Genomic DNA, 17,272 nt, shown 5'->3' on the forward strand with positions numbered 1-17,272 from the left:
GCATTAAAAAAACGCTCAGAAATGCAGGTTTTCTGAGCGTTTTTATTTTGTTTTCATAAGGTGCTGAAGAACCACTATCTCCAGATCACGTTTTACATTGTAGAAGATGATGAATAAGACTATCAAAACCATGCGTTTCTCTTAAAAAATATGAGTGAGTGTCACTGCCATGAATAGATCCGGCGAAGAAAAATAAGCAGTCCAATTTCTAAAATACCTGGACTGCTTACCGATTTGCTGTTATGTTTTTAAGTTATTTGCTTCTATCACTACTGCCTGAGCTTTTCGACTGTAACCGGCATCCAGCCTTCTCCCTCTACAAAAGTGATGGCTACACGATATTTTTCACCCGCATTATTTTTAGGAGATACAGTGCCTCTGGCATCGTTAGGTGTCCCGTTATTCCCAAGAAACCATATTGTCATGTTGTCTTCAGGAATGCCGGTTGCGTAGCTTATGGCCCTCGTCATCTCTGCCCAGTCCTGTGAGTTTTTTTCATATACAGCTGTATGAGGACCGGACTGTTCTGTCCCTACTGGCTGCCAAGAAGGATTTTCGATTACTTTATCAACATCTGAATTAGGATCACCGTCTGTCACTGTTGCTTCAGCAAGGGGATCACCTTCAGCCTCTTCCACTGTTTCTTCTTCTTCCTGACTGCTGTCTTCTCCGGCAGTTTCTGCTGCATCCCCTTCTTCTGCTTCTTCATCGTCTCCAGGTTGTACAGCTGCCTCTTCATTGGTTTCGCCGCTGCCGTCCGATGTGGATGGATTTGCTTCGCTGTTAGATGAAGTCTGCTCGTCTCCTCCGCTCCTGATAAGCTGGGAGCCTACAACTAAAATAAGGACGATGACTGTACCGATGAGAATATTTAATACTACATTTGCTTTTCTTCGCCTATCTCTGCTGGAATAGCGAGACTGATTATAAAGTTCACTCAATATCTTCACTCCTTTGTCCCACTGCTATGTCTCTATTTTAACATTAGTGATTGTTTCTATCTATAAGAGTGCTGAAATCAGCCATCTTTTCAACCATTTTATAAAATACCTGATTTGTCACAGCATCAGCTGCAGGTGTATCCATATCAACCACTACTAATGCATATTGGGGATGGGAAGCCGGAAAGTAGCCTGCAAACCATTTATGATATAATTTTTCGCCACTCGCGTTCACTTTTCCTGTTTCGGCCGTCCCGGATTTTCCAGACACAGCTAGCGGAAGAGATTGAAATCTTCGGCCGGTACCGTTTGGTGAGTCTACTACTCTTTTGAGCAGCTGCTGCAGCTTTTGGGCAGTATATTTGTCAATTTCTTCTCCATCCATCTCTTGATCCGGGAATGAAAACAGCGCAGAACCGTTTTTGTATTGAATAGAGTCCACCAGCTTAACTTGTTTTTTCTCCCCGCCGCGGGCGATGGTTGCCATCATATTGGCGATTGAGAGCGGGGAAATTCGGACATTTTTCTGGCCGATTGCTGTTTGTGCAATCGCTTTTTTTGAGGATTTGTCCGCCTCATCCTCCCAGACTGTCCCTGTATCCTCTGAAGTAATCTGCTGAAACACTGCCTGATGAAACACATTTCCTTTCCAGCCGCTGCCCTCCAGCAATCCCAGCTTGCCGGCAAATTCTTCAATACTATTAGGATCCCTGTCCATTATTTCCTGTGCAAGAGATGTGAAAGTATAGTTACAGCTTTGTGCAAAGCTTTCTTCAAACCCAAGCAGGCCTCCATCCAGCTTATCATCATATTCTCCATAGAGATTTTTACGGCAGTCATAGTTCTTGTTTGGATTGTCCAGTCCATATTGAATAGCTGCTGCGGAAATGACCGTTTTGAATACGGAACCGGGAAAGATAGACTGAAACATATGATTGTAATAGGTTGATTCTGCTGAAGGATTCAGATCCGGCTTTGACACCACAGCGGCAATCTCTGAATTTTGAATATCCAGAAGAATCAGGCCGCCTTTTTTCATTTTTTCCTCTATCAGTATATCCTCGGCGATCTGCTGAATGTCTTTAGAAAGCGTTGTTTTAACAGTAACGGGAAAAAAGGGATTGGAATCTGCTATGTATTTAACATTCACCCCGAACAACGGCTGACCCTTTCCATCAACATGATACAGAAGCTTTGTTTCTGTTTCAGGAAGCAGAAACTCATCGAATGCTTCTTCGAGGCCGATGATGCCAAGCTTGGTTTTTAACGATAAGTGTTCCTTCTCAGAGTACTGCTGCTGAAGCTTTTCAGGGAACTGGCTCGTAAACCCAATCGTATGCTGAGCAAGGCGCTTCGGTATATCGCTTTGTTTTAAGATGCCGAACACGCCAGGAATATTCAGTTCGTTAATATCTTTGAGCTGCCCTTGACTGAGTTCCACTCCCTCTTTTTCTCCCACCAGAACCGGTTTTACAGCGCCCTCTATCCACTCTGTTATTTTGGACGGAGGAACCTTTAAAATAGTTGCAAGCTTTTCGGAATTCCAGCTGATTTTATTTAGAAAAGGGAAAAAGACAACAACAGGCTGCGATGAATTTGTCAAAGGCTCCCCGTTTTTGTCCGTAAAGCTGCCTCTGCCGTCATCGATCAGCACTTGCTGAGTACGCTGCCTGACGCTCTCTTCTACGAGATTAATGCTGTCATCTGTAAAGGACTCTGTTTGAAAAATTGATATTTGTGCCATTCTCGCTGTTAAACAGGTTAGGCCAATCAGGATGACAGCAGCTAACACTTTAAGCCTCTTGGCTGATTGCATAATAAAAACACCTCGCCATCTATTTTCGACGAGGTGTGTTTACCTTAAACCTGTTATTTAATACTGACAATTTTCACAAGCATTTCTCCGCCTGGTGTCTGAACCGTTACCTGATCTCCTACATGGCGTCCGAACAAGCTTTTTGCAATTGGAGAATCATTGGAAATCTTGCCTTCAAATGGGTCAGCTTCTGCACTTCCAACAATCGTGTAGGCTTCTTCATCACCATTAGGCAGCTCGATGAAAGAAACAGTTTTGCCAAGCGTAACGCTGTTTGTTCCAGTCTCTTCCACGATAATTTTTGCATTGCGGATCATATTTTCAAGAGTGGTAATGCGCCCTTCTACAAAAGCTTGTTCTTCTTTCGCGGAATCGTACTCGGAGTTCTCGGAAAGATCACCAAAGCTGCGGGCAATTTTAATTCTTTCTACCACTTCTTTACGTTTGACGCTTTTCAGATATTCAAGTTCCTGCTCCAATTTTTCTTTACCTTCAGTTGTCATTGGAAACACTTTATCTAGTGCCATCATCATCACTCCTTCTAGTATTACAAAACTGGCCCCTTTAGGTGATTCAGCTATGTATAGTCTATCTAACATATAGAGAAGAGAGGACAGCAATGTCCTCACTTCGGTTTATTTCATATTCATCAAAAGAACAGGTTAATAACCATTATAGCTTCTTTTATCAAAAAAAGTCACAATTTTTCTGAAAGTTCAACTTTTAAAAATGCCATTCGCTTCACCGCTCTGTTATTTCTTTTAAAAGTGAAGAAATCATGAAGGCAAAGAAGCCCCGGCAGAATGCAGAATAACTTTACAATCTATACATAATATGGGCACAGTGCAATGTATCTATGCTATGTTATTACAAAATAGCATTTTGTTCAAGAATTGTTTGAATTTTTGTTACCATCAGATCGATTGCAACATGATTTTGGCCGCCTTCAGGGATGATAATATCAGCATACCTTTTTGTAGGCTCAATAAATTGATTATGCATCGGCCTTACGACTGAAACATACTGTTCAATGACAGAGTCAATCGTTCTTCCACGCTCTTTAATATCCCGCAGCATCCTTCTGATGATCCTGATATCCGCATCCGTATCTACATACAGTTTCATATCCATATGTTCACGCAGCTTTTCATCCTCAAGAATCAGGATGCCTTCAAGGATAATGACATCCTTGGGCTCCACAGAAATGACTTCGCTGGAACGGGTATGCATTTTATAATCATATACAGGCTTTTCTACCGCTTTGTATTCCACAAGATCTTTAATATGCTCTATTAAAAGTTCATTATCAAAAGCCAGAGGATGATCATAATTGGTTTTTAATCTTTCTTCAAAAGGAAGATGGCTTTGATCTTTATAATAGAAATCCTGCTCAAGCATCATGATGGAATGCCCTTTAAAATGCTCGTAAATGGCTTTGGTTACACTTGTTTTACCAGAACCTGAGCCTCCTGCAACCCCAATGACTATGGGTTTTTTCGCCATAATGTTTATTTCCCCTTTCGCATCATGTTGTTTGGGAAAACAGGCTGTTCCACTTTAAATTTAATAATTTGAAGCGGATGGCGGGCAGCATCCAGCTCATTTCCTTTTTCATCCCAAATTTCATCAACAACAGAAGTAAAATTGGAGATTTCAGGTCCAAAAAACTCTACCTTGTCTCCTTTTTTGAAGAAGTTGCGCTGCTGCATCGTTACCATTTTTGTTTCTTCATCATAATGGAGCACAAGTCCAGCAAAATCAAATTCCGTTTTTCTGCCATGTGTGCCGAACATCTGCTCCTGATAGCCTGGCACTCCTTCAAAGAAGGCAGGTGCGGTTTCTCGGTTCGCACATTTATCCAGCTCTTGGAGCCACTCCCTCTGGATGACAAAGTTCTCTGGATCTGCACAATATGCATCAATGACTTTACGGTATACACTGACAACTGTTGCCACATAGTGTATAGACTTCATTCGTCCCTCGATTTTCAAGCTGTCAATTCCAAGTTCAATCATTCTCGGGATCGACTCAATGAGCTTCAAGTCTTTTGGGCTCATAGCAAAAGGAGCGTCTCCGTTGTCAAAAAGCGGAACTTCACTGTTTCCATCCTGCTGATACAGGTCATAGTCCCAGCGGCAGGATTGGCAGCAGCCTCCCCTGTTTGAGTCTCTGGCAGTCATGTGGTTGCTAAGAACACAGCGTCCTGAATAAGCAATACACATTGCACCATGGATAAATGTTTCAATTTCTATATCTACTTTTTCTTTCATTTCTTTAATTTCTTCCGCACTTGTTTCACGTGCAAGCACAACTCTTTCCAGTCCTTCTTCTTTCCAGAATTGAACTGCTTTCCAGTTTGAGAGAGACTGCTGTGTGCTGAGATGCACTTCCAGCTTTGGTGCAACACGGCGGCAGGTTTCAATAATCAGAGGATCGGCTACGATGATTCCTGCTACTCCTGCATCCTGAAGACCCATTAAATACTCTTCAAGTCCTTCAATATTTTCATTATGAGCAAAAATATTAGTTGTGACATAGATTCTTGCACCATATTTGCTGGCAAACTGCACGCCTTCTGCCATTTCTTCTTGAGAGAAGTTATCTGCGTTGGAACGGAGGCCATATTCTCTCCCCCCGATAAACACAGCATCCGCCCCATAATGAACCGCAATCTTCAGCTTCTCAAGATTACCGGCAGGTGCAAGCAATTCGGGTTTTTTTACAATTACACGTTTTCCATCACGAATCTCAGATATTTTGTCATGCATTGTGATCATGGTGTATCCTCCTTATCTTAATAAACTGTTTCCTTGAAGAAGAATCCAGTGTCCAAAGGCCTGTTGACCGGCTGAAGTTCTTGAAGCTCGCTCAGCAGCTGATCCTTTGCATCTTCATACGCATCCCGGTCATCTATGCATAAGTCAATCGCCATGCGGTATCTTTTAGTCGTTTGCAGCAAATATTCTGAGGATTTCAGTACGCCGTCAATTTTAAAAGAGTCTACACCGGCATCTATCATTTCTTCAAGCTCGTCAATGATGCAAATATCATTCGGGCTCATAATATGAGTTCCATTTTCATCTTCAAAGATAGGATATTTGTTCTCTCTTTCTTTATCATGAAGGAACAGCCCTTCTCCGCTTCTGTCTTCCACTTTCATGGACTTGCCCTGGTAAAGGTAATAGTTGCCCAGCAGAGATCTTTTTGATTGAAACATGCACGTCATCCCATGCACCTGCACTTCAATCTCCACCTCGGCATGTTCTTTCATCTCGATGATGGCATCCATGTTGAGCTCTCTCGCCAATACTGCACGTGAAGCTCCTTTTCTGCCCCAGTAATTGCAAGTAAAGTAGTTTGTAGCTGTGGTCTCTGTGTTCCAGTGAAGCTTAATGGAAGGAGCTGCTTCTCTTGCAGCCATCAATACAGCAGGATCTCCAAAAACAATGGCATCTGCTTTCACTTTTTCCAGAAAAGCAAGATATTCAGTTAATTCCTCAAGCTTGTCATTATGAAAAATGGCATTTACTGCTACATAGACTTTAATTCCTGCAGAGTGGGCAGCAGCAACCGCTTTTTCAATATCCCCGGGTAAAAACTCACCGGCAAGACGCAGTCCGAAACGCTGTTCTCCAATCATGACAGCCGTTGCGCCTGCTTCTGCAAGGGGAATAATGTCTTCCACGGATTTTGGTGTTACCAGCAATTCAGGTTTTGTCATTATTGTTCACCTCTTCATACTAACGGCCAAACCATCCCCAACCGGTATAATGGTTGTTATATAATCCGGATGGTTCATGAGCCATTCATTATAGGATTTGATTTTTTTTACAAGTGATCTGATTCTTTTTGACTCTATACAAACTTCCTCTTCTGCAACAAGGCCTTTAAACAGCACATTGTCTGTCAAGATCATGCCGCCGTCTGATAACAGCGGTTCATACATTTCAAAGAAACGCCGATACTGTCCCTTTGCAGCATCAATAAAGAGGACATCAAATGATCCATGGGACCCCGCTTGTTCTGCCGTTTCCAAAGCATCACCATGCAGGACAGACACCCTGTTCGAAAGGTTTAGCTTTTGAATATTATAAGTAGCTTCAGTATAACGCTGAGCATCTTTTTCAATGGTGAGGATTGCAGCATCCGGCAAAGCAAGTGCCATCCGGCTGGCGGAATAGCCGATTGCAGCCCCAATCTCAAGAATATGCTGCGACGAATGAAGCCTCAGCAGCTGCAGCATAACATCTATGCCTGTTTTCTCCATGATTGGTACTTCATGCTCAACTGCATAGTTTTCCATTTCCTTCAAATGACCCTTCTGTTCAGGCAGAAGACTTTCCAGATATCCAGCAAGCTGCCTAGTAATCATCGGCAAACTGCCCCCTTTTCGCAAAAAGAAGAGTCCTTTCAGAAAAAAGAACTCCCCAAATCTATATCAATAAGAATAAATGTTTGCATTGATTTACAACTCGATACATTTTACCACAAAAGTAAAGGGAAAGCGAATTATTTTCGTCTTTCCCCTCTCTATCATGAATCGTTTCTATTTGTAATATGCTTGGCCTTCTCACGGTTATGTTCATCAAGGGTTCTTGTAAAAATAACCTCTCCTTCAGGAGTTGCAAGGAAATAGTAAAAGTCCGTCTCTTCCGGAAGCAGTGCTGCATCCATTGAGGTGGTTCCTGCATTGGAGATCGGCCCTGGCGTGAGGCCCCTGTTTCGATAAGTGTTATAAGGAGAATCTACTTCAAGATCTTTGTAGAGCACCCTGTCTTTATGCTCTCCAAGGGCGTAAAGGACAGTTGGGTCTGTCTGAAGCGGCATGCCTGCTTCAAGCCTGTTGAAAAAAACACTGGATATTTTGTCTCTGTCCGCCTGCTGTGTTGCTTCTTCTTCTATTAAGGATGACATCGTAAGAAAACTATGCACAGAGGTGCTGCTTTCTGCAAGTCTCTCACGATAACCAGCAAGCACCTCGTCAGTTTTCTTCACCATCACATCCACAATGTCTTCAATCGTTACATCTTCATCATAATAATCATAAGTTGCAGGAAATAAATATCCTTCAAGCTTGTACTGAATGTGTTCTCCATCTATTTCATCTGTAAGTGTCTCTGGATATCTTTGCTTAAGCGTATCGATAAAAGCTTGATTTTGCAGTACTTCCATGATTTGCTTCTGCTCAAATGGCGTTTTGGCAGAAATCAGCTCCGCAATCTCCGTCAGCTTTCTTCCCTCAGGCACAGTAAGCCGGAATGCTGTAGCTTCCACAATTTTGCCCGACTTTAAAGCTTCTGTAATATCAGAGAGGCTCATGGTTCTGTTTAATTGATAGTCTCCAGCCTGAAAACCTGATTCATTTTTAAATTTTACATAATATCTAAAAATCCGGCTGTTTTTTATCAGATTGTTCTCTTCCAGTATCGCTGCAATATTGTTGACTGAAGATCCAATCGGGATATTGATGTCTACCGGCGTTAAATCATCCTCTTTTACTGGCTGAAGTGCAGAGTTTACATACAAATAACCGCCTCCGAGGACTCCTCCCAGGATGATTATGATTGCTATAAACACTGTCAGCACAACTTTTCGCACTACCCGGGCATCTCTCTGTTTTTCGAGTAAGCTTTTTTTATTAAGTTTTGACCTAAACATCTAATATGTGCCCCCTCTCATCAGTTTTATATTATACAACATTTTTCTTTGAAATTCGTCAAAAAAGCGGAAGATTGGCTGTTGACTTAGTGAAAGAATCTGTTTTGAGGGAAGCAGATAGGTATGTACAGCAGCAGGAGAGTGTTTAGTTTCAGGGGTAACTGCGGGGCAGAAGCTACTTTTTGAGGACAAAAAAAAGGGCCTGCAGCCCTTTTTTTATTATTCCTGCTCTTCTTCCTCTTCAAGGAAAGTATTGAGCATTTCTTCAATCATATCCCACTCTTCATCTGTTTCGATCGGCTCAAGCTCTCCGTCTTCGCCTTCCTCATTAGGGACGAAGCTCGATGCCTGAATTTCGATATCTCCTTCGTCATCCGTGTCAGCACCTACAGGATAGTAAAGGATATAAGATTTGTTGAATGTATCAGATTCGAATGTGAAGAGAATCTCATATAGCTGCTCATTTCCTTCTTCGTCAATTACTGTAATTTGTTTTTCACCATGTTCCATTTTGTTTCACCTCATTCAATAGTTTTGACAGTTAGTTTAAACTGTCCAAATAACCTTGCAGAATCATCACTGCAGCCATTTTATCAATGACTTTTTTTCTTTTTTTGCGGCTGACATCAGCTGAAATCAGCATTCTTTCGGCTGCCATAGTAGTCAGCCGTTCATCCCAGAGGACGACTTGCAAATCAAATTCTTTCTCAAGCAGCTCTCCAAAGCGCTGGGTGGCCTCGCCGCGTGGACCAATTGATCCATTCATGTTCTTCGGGAAACCTAGGACAATCTTTTCGATTCCCTCTGTTTTCACAATTTCAGAAAGCCTTGACAAACCATAGTCTCCGCTTTCTTCATCAATTTTAACCGTCTCAAGCCCTTGAGCGGTCCAGCCCAGATGGTCGCTTACTGCTACTCCTATCGTTTTGGTTCCATAATCCAGTCCTAGAAGTCTCATTCTTTATTTAGCCTCACGATGGTGTTTTAAATATGACTTAACCAGTTCTTCAATCAGCTCATCACGTTCGAGTTTACGAATCATGTTGCGGGCATCTTTATGGCGTGGAATATAGGCAGGGTCACCTGACAGCAAATAGCCAACAATCTGGTTGATCGGATTGTATCCTTTTTCCTGCAGCGCCTCATACACCGTAAACAGCACATCGTTGACATTTGTTTCAAGTGACTCGTCCGTAAAATTGAATTTCATTGTTTTATCAAACGAACTCAAAATCTGCACCTCTTTTCCATGATTCATTTCACATGGCAAATGAACCAAACTTGTCCAAGTCTATCTTCATTCTACACTACAGTGCGTGAACCTCCAAATATTACAGCAGTGTATTTTGCAAACAGGAATATCTTATATCGTTTTTACCCATTCTTCAGCATAGTGTAACGCATCTTGAAGCTTCTCAGGATCCTTCCCTCCTGCCTGAGCCATATCAGGGCGTCCTCCGCCGCTGCCTCCGCAGCGTGATGCCACTTCCTTAATGAGTTTGCCTGCATGATAGCCTTTTTCCACAAGATCTTTTGTCACTCCCGCAGTCAAAAAGACTTTCCCTTCATGTGCAGCTCCAAGGATGATGACGGCTGATCCCAGCTTGTTCTTCAGATCATCTACCATTGCTCTTAAGCTGTTCATATCCTTGGCATTTACTTTGCTGGACAGAAGAGTGATGCCATTTACCTGTAGAGCTGAGCTTGAAATATTAGATGCTTCCAGATTGCCGAGTTTCGCAGTTAAAGATTCGTTTTCACGCTGAGCTTCACGCAATTCTGAAAGTATGCTTTCCACTCTGCCCACAATATCTTTAGGACTTGTTTTTAGTTTGGAAGAAGCATTCTGCAGAATTTGAATTTGATCATTCAGCAGCTGATAGGCTCCCTGTCCTGTTGCAGCCTCAATTCTTCTTGTACCGGCTCCGATGCCTGACTCTGAAAGTATTTTGAACAAGCCGATTGAAGCGGTATTTTCGACATGGCACCCGCCGCAAAGCTCAAGGCTGTATCCGCCAACCTGCACAACACGTACAGTGCTGCCGTACTTTTCGCCAAAGAGCGCCATTGCTCCCATAGCTTTAGCCTCTTCAATCCCCTTCATTTCAATATTGACATCAAGGCTGTTCCAGATCTTTTCGTTTACGATTCTTTCGATTTCCTTCAGCTCTTCCTGCGTAACAGAACCGAAATGTGAAAAGTCAAAGCGCAGGCGGTCAGCTGTTACTAACGAGCCTGCCTGGTTAACATGACTGCCCAGAACATCCTTAAGAGCCTGATGAAGCAGATGAGTAGCTGTATGGTTTTTAATTACAGCTCCCCTGTTTTCTTTGTCAACTTGTGCTGTGAGCACAGCTCCTTTTTTCAATGTGCCGCTCTCTATATACACATTGTGAAGGTTTTGCCCATTCGGCGCTTTTTGAACGTCCTTCACTCTGACGGTCACTTCATCATTTGAGAGAATTCCTTCATCAGCAATTTGGCCTCCGCTTTCTGCATAGAAAGGTGTTGCATCAAGAATAAGTGAAGCCTCTTCCCCTTCATGTGCCTCTTCTGTATATTCTCCGTTTTTCAAAAGAACAACAGCGGTGGAGAGGGACGTGAGCGAGCTATAGCCGACAAATTCGCTGTCCACTTTCACTTCGCCCAGCACCCCGCCTTGAATCTGCATGGAATCAACATCCTGGCGCGCTGCTCTTGCTCGTTCCCTCTGCTGTTTCATTTCTTCTTCAAAGCCTTCGCGATCAATGACCATTTGCTCTTCTTCTGCATATTCTTCCGTCAGCTCTACAGGAAACCCGTATGTGTCATACAGACGGAATACATCTGCTCCGGGAATCGTACTGCTTCCCTTCTGCTTTTGAGACTGCACCACATCGTTTAAAATGCTGAGTCCTTCGTGAAGTGTTTCGTGAAATCTTTCTTCTTCATTTTTGATTACTCTGCTGATAAAGTCTGTTTTATCTTTTACTTCTGGATAGAAATCCACCATGATGTCTGCAACAACCGGTACAAGCTCATACATAAAAGGTTTATGAATATTGATTTTCTTAGCATAACGGACAGCGCGCCTTAATAAGCGGCGAAGCACATAGCCCCTTCCTTCATTGGAGGGAAGTGCGCCATCTCCGACAGCAAAGGATACTGTTCGGATATGGTCTGCGACAACTTTAAATGCTTCGTCTTTTTCAGCACTTTCACGGTATTTTTCCCCGGAAATTGCTTCTGTCGCTTCAATAATCGGTATGAAAAGATCGGTATCAAAGTTTGTCGGCACATTTTGGATAATGGAGCACATTCTTTCCAGTCCCATCCCTGTATCAATATTCTTTTTCGGCAGGGGTGTATATGTGCCGTCAGGATTATGGTTGAATTGAGAGAACACGAGGTTCCATACTTCCAGGTATCGTTCATTTTCTCCGCCGGGATACAGCTCAGGATCGCTGGAGTCATTGCCGTACTCTTCACCGCGGTCGTAGAATATTTCCGTATTTGGACCGCTTGGACCTTCTCCGATATCCCAAAAGTTTCCTTCTAGACGGATGATTCTTTCTTCAGGTACACCGATATTATTCTTCCACAGAGAAAATGCTTCTTCATCTTCCGGATGAATGGTAACCGACAGTTTTTCAGCGTCAAAACCTATCCATTTTTCGCTGGTTAAAAACTCCCAGGCCCACTCTATAGATTCTTCTTTAAAATAGTCCCCTATTGAGAAGTTTCCAAGCATTTCAAAGAAGGTATGATGTCTTGCGGTTTTTCCGACATTTTCAATGTCATTGGTACGTATCGATTTTTGCGCATTGCAGATTCGGGGATTTTCAGGAACGACTCTGCCATCAAAATATTTTTTCAGCGTAGCCACTCCGCTGTTAATCCACAATAAAGTAAAATCTTCATGAGGAACCAGTGATGCGCTCGGTTCAACTGAGTGCCCTTTTTCTTTAAAAAAGTCCAAAAACATTTGTCTTACCTGTGCAGATGATAACGCCATGTTACACTCTCCTTTATCTGTTATGGGAAATCCGGCAAACAAAAAACTCCCGTCCCTGTGTAAACAGCTTTCTGTTTACACAGGGACGAGAGCTTGCTCGCGGTACCACCCTGATTATGAGCAAGTTATGCCCATCACCTTCATTTCAGCCTGTAACGCGGCTTTGCGTCCGGTTTTGCCGGAATTCGGAACTAGCTTCTGCGGCCCTTCACACAGGAATTCTTTCAGCCAAGGAATTCCCTCTCTAAGAATGGTCTGCACGCATACTCTTGTTCTTCAGCATGATTGCTTATTTAGGATATATGGTGAATTATAAATAAGGAAGCAGCTGTTGTCAATGCTGCCTTAGAAGCGGCAAATGTACTGCCACCACTCTCAGGACGGCTATCACCGGGACAGCTGCAATCAGCCCGGGTATCCCCGCAATTTCTCCTCCAGCCAGCAATCCCAGCATGATGACGACCGGATGCAGATGAAGGCTTTTTCCGACGATTAAAGGTCCAAGAATATTTCCTTCAATAAACTGAAGGGCAGCGATAATCAAAAGAACGACAATCACCGTTTTCCCTGAGGCGGTTGCTGCGATAATAACAGCAGGAACAGCTCCGATTACAGGGCCAAAATAAGGGATAATATTAGTAATGCCAATCAGCAAACCAAGAATAAGCGGATAGCGGACACCGGTGAACCAGAAAGACAAAGAAGCAAGTGTACCGATAATGACACATACAAACAGCTGGCCCCTGAAATAATCTCCCAAAGATTTATCAGCATCCTTCACAAAGGGAATCAGCTTTCTACGCCAGCTTTTCGGCGTCAGATACCAGGCAGCTTTTTTCATTTGAGAAAAGTCCTTCAGCATATAAAAGACTAAAAACGGGATGATGGCCAAAACCAGAATATAGTCCAGCACACTTCTTAAACTCGCAATCAGCCTCTCCGCCCCTCCGGCCACCCAATTCTCTGCCCTTATAAATGCCATATCTATTCGATCATGCAGGCCATCCGGCCATCTGTCTGTTTGATGATGTACAAATAACAGCCACTTATTATAGCTGCTGGCAAGAGCAGGGATGTTTTCAGACAGTTCAATCAGCTGGTCAATCAAAACTGGAATGCCCCGGTAAAATCCATAACCTGCGCTTCCAAAGAATAATACATAAATGATGAAAATGGACAGAGATCTGGGCATCCCTGTTTCATGTAATTTTTCGACGATTGGATGAAGGAGATAAGTAATGAGTGCTGAAATAATAAACGGCAGGAAAACGGCTTTCACCATAATCCAAAATGGATTCCAAATTATCTTCAAATTTAAAAACATATAAATGCACAGCAGCCCAAGTAAAACGATGAAGAATTTTAAAAGCAGCTTTATATATTTATCATTCAATGCTTCCGCCTCCTTTTCTTAGTGTTTAGAAAAAGAAGGAATTTTATCCGGTGCGGCTGCTGATGAGCAGAAATTCTCTGTGCTTTGCACCTGCACGGGAGCATAAAGAAAGCCTCCGCTTAAGCAGAGGCCTTCGGATTACATCATTTTCATCATTTGTTTTCTCAAGCGTCTCATTGTTCTTTTTCCGTTATGACCCATTTGCTGAGAACCGTAATATACGGCTGCGGCACCTAGACCCAGTGTAACTAACGATGTCATTGTACGATTCAATACAATCACTCCTCGTTTTAGATTACATGCTGATTGAGCGGTCATCCTCATGAAAAAGATCATCAAGCGAGCTTAGTGATCCATCCTCTTCTACTTGATGAGTATGAATCATGCCCTTTGAAATCGATAATTCAATAAAGCAGTTCCAGCAATAATACTGATTCACGCCAATTTTTCCAATATCTTTACTTTGGCAATTTGGACACTTAAACAACTTCCCGGCACCTCACTATGGTTCAAAATCATTTGCTATCATAATCGCATCTCTGCTGACAGACAAAGTCTGCTCTTGGGCATTCAGCAGAATCTTGCCTTCGGACAAGTCTGCGAAGAACCCGTTTGTCAGCTCATATGCTTCAATTCTCGCCAAATGATCGCTGAAGTATACATTTTCCAGCATCCCGAGATGTTCCCCCTCTGTTGAAAGAACATACTTATTCTGGAGAGAATGATGGGATTCAAAATAATAAATGCCCTGAGAGTGAGGTGCGGGCAGGAGCTCGTCTTCCGATACAATTACGATGCAATCTTCCCCTGAACCGGTGATTGCTCCGGCTGGTATCAGCCGGTGAGGCTTAAAAAGGCCTTTGCTGTTCATCAGGAGCCCAAGAACGCTTCCATCACTGCTGATGCAAAAATCAATTACCCGGCCCAGCATGGCAGCTGTATGTTGTTCGTAGACTGCCATCCCTTTAATGTGCTTAAATGTTCGCAAAGTGACTCACACCCTCCCGAACATTTATAGAGTCTGCATTTAGACTATAGCGCATACGGTGAAAGTCTTACCATTGTACAAAAAACAAGCGGCGGGGCATCTGCCCGCCGCTGTGGTCTCCTACATAAAATCAAATGGTGTGACACCTTCCATCCCTATGTTCGCATCTTGAATGCTGAACGGCAGCTCATCCTGCAGAGTCTGAAGTTCAGTGTTCAAAGACTCTCCGGATAATTTTGCTGCCAGGGTGGTCTGCCTTTCTATACCTTCCCTGCTTTGAATGCCTCTTTGAAATGCATCTGGTTCACCGCAGAGAATCAGAAACTGCTTGCTCCTTGTAATGGCTGTATAAATTAAGTTCCTTCTAAGCATCCGGTAATAGCTCTTCACTACCGGGAGGACGACAATCGGAAACTCACTTCCCTGAGATTTATGTATGGAACAGCAATATGCATGAGTGAACTGGTTAAAATCCTGCTTTGTATATGTTACTTCATTTCCTTCAAAAGAAATGACAATCATATCTTCTTTTTCTGTATTTTCCTTTGCATAGAAAATAGAGACAATCTCCCCCATATCCCCGTTAAAAACATTGCTTTCAGGCTGATTTACAAGCTGAAGCACCTTATCTCCATTTCGATAGACCACATCGCCAAAAGCTAGTTCCCGCTTTTTGTGATGGGGAGGATTGAAAATTTCCTGCAGCAGCTTATTCAGCATATCTATGCCTGCCCCGCCTTTGTACATGGGGGCAAGCACCTGTATATCCCTTGCAGTATATCCCTTGTTTCTCGCATTTACGATGACTTTTTTCACCACATCTGAAATTTGCTGAGTTCCACAGCGTATAAAGGAGCGGTCAGGTGTTGGCGACAGGAGATTTTCCGTCACCTTGCCGTTTTTGATGTCATGCGCCATTTCAATAATACTTGAGCCTTCTGCCTGTCTGTAAATATCAGTCAGCCTTGCAGCCGGCAGGCTGTCTGAAGAAAGCATGTCACGAAGCACCTGTCCTGGTCCAACCGAAGGCAGCTGATCCTCATCGCCAACCATAATCAGCTGAATGTGTTCCGGCAGAGCTTTTAAGAGGGAATTTGCAAGCCATATATCAACCATGGAAACTTCATCAACAATGAGCAGCTTGCCTGAGATCGGCTGATCTTCATTATGATCAAAGCCTTCCGCACCATTCCAGCCCAGCAGGCGGTGAATGGTGACTGCCGGCAGGCCGGTGGCTTCGCTCATCCGTTTCGCCGCACGTCCGGTTGGAGCTGCCAGCAGGACCGGAAAAGGGTTGTCTTTTTTATATTCCTTTTGATCAAGCGAAATACCGTGCAAATCAGCATACAGTTCAACAATCCCCTTGATAACAGTCGTTTTCCCTGTTCCGGGACCTCCAGTAAGAAGCATGATTGGTGACATCAGCGCTTTTCTGATCGCATCTCTTTGAGATGGAGCATACTGCACGTTCATCCGTTCCTCAAGGCTGCCAAGAGACAGCAGAAATTCCGATTCAGGAAATGCATCTTCATATTCTGTTTGAGACGAGATTCTTTTCAAATGCCTGGCCACTCCCTGTTCTGCATAGTACAGTGCAGGCATATAGACTTTTTCTTCGTCAAGAATGACATCCTTGCTGTCCGACAACCGGGAAACAGATTGTAAAATATCCTCGTTAAGCACGATTCCCTGATTTGCCTGATCCAAAAGCTGTTTCGCTTTTTCCTGCAGCTGCCCGACTGTTAAATAAACATGGCCTTCCTGCAGGCTGGCCTGCTCAAGAATATACAAAATGGCAGCTTTGAGCCTTTCTGGATTGTTTCCGTAAATGCCAATCTGCTCACCTAGTTCATCTGCCTTTGCAAAGCCGATTCCCTGAATATCCTGAACAAGCTGATAGGGATTATCTTTGATTTTTTCTATGGTTTGGTCCTGATAAGCCTGATAGATTTTCATTGACAGCTGCGGGCCGAATCCATAGGAATTCAGGGAAATCATCACCTGCTCAAGCCCCTGGTGCTGCTTTAAAGCTGCGCTCAGCGCTTTTGCTTTTTCGGAATTCAGCTTGGGAACAGAATCAAGGACAGACGGATTTTGAAGTATTTTTGAAATTGCATTCTCACCAAGGTGCTCAACAACAGATTGTGCTGTTTTTTTCCCAATCCCTTTAAAAAGATCACCAGACAAATAGTGGATAATTCCTTCTTTAGTTGTAGGAAGTTCTTTCCTGAAGTGTGTTGCTTGAAATTGTTCTCCAAACTTTGGGTGGTTTGTCATTTTTCCGAAAAATGTATATGTTTCTTCTTCCTCGAAGAGAGGGAAATAACCCGTTACGGTTACATCTTTTTCAATCTGTGCTTCCGTAGTTTCAAGAACCTGCACCCTCAGTACACTATAATGATTTTGTTCATTGTAAAAAAAGACTGCTTTTACTTCGCCCTTTATGTACTTTTCAGATTCAAGAGATCCATCTTTGGCCATC

The 17,272-nt window shown here is 43.1% G+C and carries 17 protein-coding genes and 1 other annotated feature; all 17 genes read right to left on the reverse strand.

Translation table 11 applies throughout. The features are described from left to right. Positions 1-269 precede the first annotated feature (269 nt). Positions 270-941 carry a YrrS family protein gene (locus tag GJU40_RS04155; RefSeq protein ID WP_154306489.1) on the reverse strand — a complete coding sequence of 224 codons (672 nt, stop codon included), beginning with the start codon at positions 939-941 and terminating at the stop codon, positions 270-272. 43 nt (positions 942-984) lie between these two features. After that, the gene (locus tag GJU40_RS04160) at positions 985-2,757 is read right to left on the reverse strand and encodes a peptidoglycan D,D-transpeptidase FtsI family protein (protein ID WP_154306490.1); all 1,773 of its coding nucleotides are present in this window, start codon (positions 2,755-2,757) and stop codon (positions 985-987) included. Positions 2,758-2,810: 53 nt separating this feature from the next. Continuing rightward, the gene (gene greA, locus GJU40_RS04165; protein ID WP_154306572.1) at positions 2,811-3,284 is read right to left on the reverse strand and encodes a transcription elongation factor GreA; all 474 of its coding nucleotides are present in this window, start codon (positions 3,282-3,284) and stop codon (positions 2,811-2,813) included. A gap of 340 nt (positions 3,285-3,624) precedes the next feature. Then, positions 3,625-4,260, reverse strand: a complete 636-nt coding sequence (udk, locus tag GJU40_RS04170) for a uridine kinase (RefSeq protein ID WP_154306491.1) — start codon at positions 4,258-4,260, stop codon at positions 3,625-3,627. Positions 4,261-4,265: 5 nt separating this feature from the next. Continuing rightward, positions 4,266-5,534, reverse strand: coding sequence for a peptidase U32 family protein (locus GJU40_RS04175; protein WP_154306492.1), 1,269 nt, complete (start codon positions 5,532-5,534; stop codon positions 4,266-4,268). 17 nt (positions 5,535-5,551) lie between these two features. Continuing rightward, a complete protein-coding gene (locus GJU40_RS04180) occupies positions 5,552-6,478 on the reverse strand; it encodes a peptidase U32 family protein (RefSeq protein WP_154306493.1) in 927 nt (308 codons plus the stop codon). Between the two features lie 6 nt (positions 6,479-6,484). Beyond that, positions 6,485-7,129 carry an O-methyltransferase gene (locus tag GJU40_RS04185; protein ID WP_154306494.1) on the reverse strand — a complete coding sequence of 215 codons (645 nt, stop codon included), beginning with the start codon at positions 7,127-7,129 and terminating at the stop codon, positions 6,485-6,487. A 161-nt stretch (positions 7,130-7,290) separates the two neighbouring features. Then, the gene (gene mltG / locus GJU40_RS04190) at positions 7,291-8,415 is read right to left on the reverse strand and encodes an endolytic transglycosylase MltG (protein ID WP_154306495.1); all 1,125 of its coding nucleotides are present in this window, start codon (positions 8,413-8,415) and stop codon (positions 7,291-7,293) included. 219 nt (positions 8,416-8,634) lie between these two features. Beyond that, complete coding sequence (locus GJU40_RS04195) at positions 8,635-8,925, reverse strand: DUF1292 domain-containing protein (RefSeq protein ID WP_154306496.1); 291 nt, start codon at positions 8,923-8,925, stop codon at positions 8,635-8,637. A 31-nt stretch (positions 8,926-8,956) separates the two neighbouring features. Then, the gene (ruvX, locus tag GJU40_RS04200; RefSeq protein WP_154306497.1) at positions 8,957-9,373 is read right to left on the reverse strand and encodes a Holliday junction resolvase RuvX; all 417 of its coding nucleotides are present in this window, start codon (positions 9,371-9,373) and stop codon (positions 8,957-8,959) included. A gap of 3 nt (positions 9,374-9,376) precedes the next feature. Next, positions 9,377-9,646 (reverse strand): IreB family regulatory phosphoprotein, encoded by a 270-nt coding sequence (locus tag GJU40_RS04205; protein ID WP_154306498.1) that lies wholly within the window; start codon positions 9,644-9,646, stop codon positions 9,377-9,379. A 132-nt stretch (positions 9,647-9,778) separates the two neighbouring features. Beyond that, on the reverse strand, positions 9,779-12,409 hold the full coding sequence (alaS, locus tag GJU40_RS04210) for an alanine--tRNA ligase (RefSeq protein ID WP_154306499.1): 2,631 nt from the start codon (positions 12,407-12,409) through the stop codon (positions 9,779-9,781). Positions 12,410-12,487: 78 nt separating this feature from the next. Next, positions 12,488-12,698, reverse strand: a binding site (T-box leader). 45 nt (positions 12,699-12,743) lie between these two features. After that, positions 12,744-13,802, reverse strand: coding sequence for an AI-2E family transporter (locus tag GJU40_RS04215; protein WP_154306500.1), 1,059 nt, complete (start codon positions 13,800-13,802; stop codon positions 12,744-12,746). A gap of 138 nt (positions 13,803-13,940) precedes the next feature. Then, a complete protein-coding gene (locus tag GJU40_RS04220; RefSeq protein WP_154306501.1) occupies positions 13,941-14,075 on the reverse strand; it encodes a YrzQ family protein in 135 nt (44 codons plus the stop codon). A 22-nt stretch (positions 14,076-14,097) separates the two neighbouring features. Continuing rightward, the gene (locus GJU40_RS04225; RefSeq protein ID WP_154306502.1) at positions 14,098-14,289 is read right to left on the reverse strand and encodes a hypothetical protein; all 192 of its coding nucleotides are present in this window, start codon (positions 14,287-14,289) and stop codon (positions 14,098-14,100) included. A gap of 15 nt (positions 14,290-14,304) precedes the next feature. Continuing rightward, positions 14,305-14,790 (reverse strand): PRC-barrel domain-containing protein, encoded by a 486-nt coding sequence (locus GJU40_RS04230; RefSeq protein ID WP_154306503.1) that lies wholly within the window; start codon positions 14,788-14,790, stop codon positions 14,305-14,307. 120 nt (positions 14,791-14,910) lie between these two features. Then, a complete protein-coding gene (gene recD2, locus GJU40_RS04235) occupies positions 14,911-17,271 on the reverse strand; it encodes an SF1B family DNA helicase RecD2 (RefSeq protein WP_154306504.1) in 2,361 nt (786 codons plus the stop codon). Position 17,272 lies beyond the last annotated feature (1 nt).

The sequence above is a fragment of the Metabacillus lacus genome (assembly GCF_009674805.1).
GTDB lineage: Bacteria > Bacillota > Bacilli > Bacillales > Bacillaceae > Metabacillus_C > Metabacillus_C lacus.